This window comes from Photobacterium lucens, from assembly GCF_009873615.1.
Taxonomy (GTDB): Bacteria; Pseudomonadota; Gammaproteobacteria; order Enterobacterales; family Vibrionaceae; genus Photobacterium; species Photobacterium lucens.
Genome location: NZ_SSMG01000326.1, coordinates 1 through 5,656, shown reverse-complemented (window position 1 = coordinate 5,656; position 5,656 = coordinate 1). Strand labels below are relative to the sequence as shown.

The 5,656-nt window shown below is 42.1% G+C and carries 2 protein-coding genes; both read right to left on the bottom strand.

All coding sequences use genetic code 11. The features are described from left to right. Positions 1 to 259: 259 nt before the first annotated feature. Entirely contained in the window at positions 260 to 3,847 is a 3,588-nt protein-coding gene (gene nifJ, locus E5A76_RS14030) for a pyruvate:ferredoxin (flavodoxin) oxidoreductase (protein ID WP_161119298.1), read from the bottom strand. A gap of 14 nt (positions 3,848 to 3,861) precedes the next feature. Next, positions 3,862 to 5,511 (bottom strand): NAD(P)-binding protein, encoded by a 1,650-nt coding sequence (locus E5A76_RS14025; protein ID WP_107166620.1) that lies wholly within the window; start codon positions 5,509 to 5,511, stop codon positions 3,862 to 3,864. Between the last annotated feature and the right edge of the window lie 145 nt (positions 5,512 to 5,656).

The window sequence follows — 5,656 nt, the reverse complement described above, 5'->3', positions numbered from 1 at the left end:
AAATAACTACAGTGGTTTTCATATTTTCTTTCGTGGACAACAGCCGACTAAAAAAAATCTGAATTTTAGAAAATGTTATGTTGAGTATATTGCAGCAAAGCAGTTTGTCGGTGCACCAGATATTAGTGAAGTCAAAGTAGAGACATCAGAGTGTTAAGCATTCGGATGTTTTAACGATGCTTGTCTAATTCGTTTTATAAAAGTAGCCCCAAGTGTTGAATAACCGCTTGGGGCTTACTTTTCATTTTAGCTTAAGTGTTTAGTTGTTTTTGGCTGGCACTACAGAGCTTAATTCAGGCTCAAACCAAGCGGCATCAGTTTCTGCCATTTCTTCAAACACAGACCATTTTTTCAATGCTACGGCTTGAGCGCGGTCAAATAGTTCAACAGCATGTTCAGGATTAGTTTTGAACAATTGGTTAAAACGACTTTCTTGTTGCATAAATTCAGCTTTGCTTATGGTTGGACGAAGTGAATCTAAAGTAAATGGATTCTCACCTTGCTCTTTAAGCATTGGGTTGTAACGGTAAAGAGGCCAGTGACCAGAGTACACCGCTTTTTTCGCTTGTTGACGCGCTTGTGTCATATCAAAACCATGAGCAATACAAGGACTGTATGACAAGATCAATGATGGACCGTCATAAGCTTCAGCTTCTCGTAATGCTTGCAATGCTTGCTGTGGGTTTGCATTTAAGCAAATTTGCGCCACGTAGACATTACCGTATGAGATTGCTTGTAAACCAAGTTCTTTACGGAAGGTTGGTTTACCACCAGCAGCGAATTTTGCGGTTGCAGCAAGTGGTGTTGCTTTCGATGCTTGACCACCTGTATTTGAGTACACCTCGGTATCCATTACTAATACATTGATATTACGAGATGAACCTAAAGCATGGTCAAGACCACCGCTACCAATATCGTATGCCCAGCCGTCACCACCAACGATCCAGATTGAACGTTCAACTAGAGTATCAATCACTGAATCTAATTCGGCTGATTTTGGATGACCAATCAGTTTTTCACGAATAGCTTCAACACGTTCACGTTGCTCTAAACAAGCTTGTTCTGTTGATTGCTCGGCTGTTAATACAGCTTGTACTAACTCATGACCTATTTCAGGCTCTAATTCTTTGATTAAGCGTGAAGCCATGTCTTTTTGATGGTCAACGGAAATACGATAACCTAAACCAAATTCCGCATTATCCTCAAACAATGAGTTAGACCATGCCGGACCATAACCGTTTTTACCTTGTGTCCATGGTGTCGTTGGCATGTTACCGCCGTAGATTGAAGAACAACCAGTGGCATTGGCAATCATTAAACGTTCACCAAATAGCTGACTAATCACTTTTAGAACAGCAGTTTCCCCACAACCTGCGCAAGAGGCTGGGAATTGGAAGTGTGGTGGCAAGAATTGCACGCCCTTAACGGTTGAATAATCCACTTGATTAATCGGTAGCTGAGGTAGTGATTCAAAGAACTCAACATTCGGCGCTTGCTCATCCCATTGTTCTGCCGCTGGTACCATTTGCAATGCCTTACGGTTTGAATCTGTTGCACTGTGAGCAGGACAAGCATCGACACATAAGGTACAACCCATACAATCTTCAGCATACACTTGAATGGTATAAGCGGTATCTGGGAAACCTCGCGCGCTGACATCTGTGTATTTGAAGTTTTCTGGTGCTGCTGCCAATTCATCTTTATTGTAGATTTTTGAACGAATAGTGGCGTGTGGACAAATAAACGAACAGTTACCACATTGAATACAAAGCTCAGGATCCCAGCTTGGTACGTTTACGGCTTGGCGGTGTTTATCAAAACGTGTAGTCCCAGAAGGGAAGGTGCCATCACATGGAATTTCAGATACAGGGATCAAATCCCCACGCATTGCCATCACTTCTTTGGTGACTTTCTGTAAGAACTGCGGTTGATCATCACCAATGGTTGATTTCACCTCAACATTAGATGTAGCTGTTGCTGGAATGGTTACTTTCTGGGTTGCTGAAACGGCGTGATCGACCGCATTCCAGTTCATTTCTACAACGGCTTGACCTTTTCGAGAATACGCTACTTCAATGGAGTGTTTGATTTGCTCAATGGCTTCTTGTTGTTCGAACACGTTCGCTAACATGAAGAAACCTGTTTGCATGATAGTGTTAATACGACGACCCATATTAGTCTCTGCCGCCACTTTCATTGCATCAAGCACATATAGCGATAACTCTTTATCGATGATTTGTTGTTGCACGGTTAGTGGTAGGTGCTCCCATACATGCTCGGCATCATAAGGGGAGTTGAGTAATACGGTTGCCCCTTTTTCTGCATTAACAAGACAATCAAATTTAGTTAAGAAGTTGAACTGGTTAATCCCTACGAATGAAGCTTGTTCAATCATCCAAGGTGCTTCAATAGGTGCATCACCGAAACGAAGGTGGGAGACAGTACGAGAACCTGCTTTTTTAGAATCGTAGTCGTAATAACCTTGAACGAATTTATTGTCTTTTGCACCGATGATTTTAATTGTGCTTTTACTTGCACCGACACTACCATCCGAGCCCCAACCGTAAATTACCGCACGAACCGTGTTATCTGGCTCTAAGGTGTAATTATTATCGATGGCTAAGCTGGTGAAGCTCACATCATCATTAATCCCCACCGTAAATTGGCTAATGGGTTTCTCGGTGATAGCGTTATCAAACGCCGCTTTCACCATTGCAGGGGTAAACTGTTTAGATGATAAACCGTAACGACCACCTGTCATTTTAGGCAAGCAAATACGTTTACCAACAGAGCACTGTTCTACTAAAGCACTCATGACGTCGGTGTATAAAGGTTCTGCAACTGCTCCCGGTGTTTTACAACGATCCATGACGATTAAGTGATGACAACTTTCAGGTAAGACGTTAGTGAAGTAATCAACAGCAAATGGACGGTATAAATGAACTTCGATTAAACCGACACTTTTTCCATTTTTATTAAGCTCATCAACGGTTAAACGTGCGGTTTGTGCACCTGAACCCATAATCACCATAACGGACGTTGCTTCAGGATCACCATAGTAACTAAATGGCTGATATTGACGACCTGTTAACTGGGCAAATTTAACCATTGCATCATTAACAATGTTCGGTACAGCTTGGTAGTACGGGTTAACTGCTTCACGACCTTGGAAGTAAATATCTGGGTTTTGCGCAGTACCACGAATAAAAGCACGTTCAGGCGCTAACCCTCTTTTACGGTGAGCAATCACATCGTCGTTATTGATCATTTCACGGATGATGTCATCACTCATGACATCAATTTTATTCACTTCATGAGAAGTTCTAAAACCATCAAAGAAATGAATAAAAGGTACACGTGAAGCCAGTGTCGCTACTTGAGCAATAAGGGCGTTATCATGGGCTTGTTGTACCGAACTGGATGCTAACATCGCAAAGCCTGTTTGGTTACAAGCCATCACATCTTGGTGATCGCCAAAGATAGATAGCGCCCCTGTGGCTAATGAACGAGCTGCAACATGAAACACCGTTGATGTTAATTCACCAGCGATTTTGTACATGTTGGGGATCATTAACAATAAACCTTGAGAAGCGGTAAATGTTGTTGTTAATGCGCCAGTTTGGAGCGAGCCATGGGTAGCACCTGCGGCACCTGCTTCAGACTGCATTTCGATAATGTTTGGAACATCGCCCCAAATATTACGTTGTTTTTCTGCGGCAAATTGATCAGCTAATTCTGCCATTGGTGAAGAGGGGGTTATTGGGTAAATCGCAGCGACTTCGTTTACACGATAAGCAATATGAGAAACTGCGCTACAGCCATCCATTGTTTTATATTGATGAGTCATAGAAGTTCCCCTTATTATTTTTTTAGTGTGAAAGGAATGTCAGATACAGGTGACATTGCAATAGCATGGCAAGGACATTGGTTTACGCAGGCTTGGCAACCTGTACATTTCTCGTAGTCAAATTTGTAGCGGTTACCTTTACCAAGCTTGATAATGGCACCTTGCTCAGGGCATGCGCCGTAGCAGCCATCACATTCAAAACAGTTACCACAGCTGTAACAACGTGTCGCTTCATAGACGGCTTGGTCCATGGTTAGCCCTTGTACTACCTCGGTAAAGTCTTTAACACGCTCAGCAACAGCGACTTCGTTAATGGGATTACGGTTGGAATCAATTTCGTACCAAAGTTGCAGCATATCGTGAGTAACAACTTGGTGTTTTTCTTCACTGAGGTAAACACCACCACGTAGCCATGCATCAATATTACGTGCTGCTTTTTTACCGTGTCCTGTGGAGGTAGTGACTGAACGAGATGAAGAGATCATGTCACCGCCGGCGAAAATACCTTCATAACCGGTCATCATGTGATCGTTAACTTTGATGCAGCCATCAGGTGTTAATTCGACATTCTCAACGCCTGAAAGAAGTTGGCTTTCAATGTCTTGCCCGATAGCAAAAACCATGGCATCAGCTTGAAGAGTCTCAATTTCACCAGTGGGTTTTGCGTCACCATTTTCATCTAACGCCATAACTTCCATAGTAAATTCAGTGCCATGAATCGAGGTAAGATTTCGCATCCAGTGAATTTTCACACCTTCAGCTTCAGCTTCATCTGCTTCAAATTCATGGGCTGTCATGTGGTTGCGATCAGAAAAGAAGATCACCATGACTTCCTCAGCGCCTAAACGTTTAGCGACACGCGCGGTATCCATTGCAGTATTACCACCACCCAGTACCGCAATACGTTTACCAAGCTTAGGACCTTGATCATTACCGACTAGGTTCAAATATTCAGTGGCTTCCATAATGGGACCACAATCTTCCATTGGAATTTTTAAATGACGACCAATTTGTGCGCCAATAGCAAGGAAGACGGCATCAAATTCACCTTGCTCTTTTTCTGCAACAATATCGGTAACTTTATGATTAAGCGTAAGCTTTACGCCCATATCGGTAATTTTTTCAACTTCTTGCTGCAAGATATTACGAGGTAGACGATAAGCTGGTATCCCGTAATTCATCATGCCGCCTGCATGGGGGTTAGCATCACGGATTTCGACTTGGTGACCCGCTAAACGAAGATGATAGGCAGCGGCTAAACCTGCAGGACCTGCACCGATGATCAAAATTTTACGATTGGTTTCTTCATTAACTGTTGGATAAGCCCATTTTTGATCAATGGCTAAATCACCTAGCATACGTTCAACTTGTTGAATCGAAACCGGAGAGTCCGTATGTGCGCGGTTACAGCTAATTTCACATGGGTGATAACAAACACGACCATGTATCGCAGGCATAGGTTGATTTATTACTAACTTTTGCCATGCTTTTTTGAATTCTAAATCACGCACTAATGCGAGAAAGCCTTGAATATCATTACCTGTAGGGCAGTGTTGATTACAAGGTGGCAGGTAGTCTTTATAAACGGGAAGCATTTTAGGTTTGGGACCAATACTTTTGGTATTAAGACATGCTGAATTTCTTACAATTTGCTTTGCAGACATAAGTCGTCCTTAATACATAAATGCTATTCACCCGTTAGCATTAAACTTGTATCTATCAAAGCCTAAAACGAGTAAATATTTGATTTATTATGATTTAACACTCATTTTAATATGAGTAATTAGTAGTTATTTATTACTTATTAAA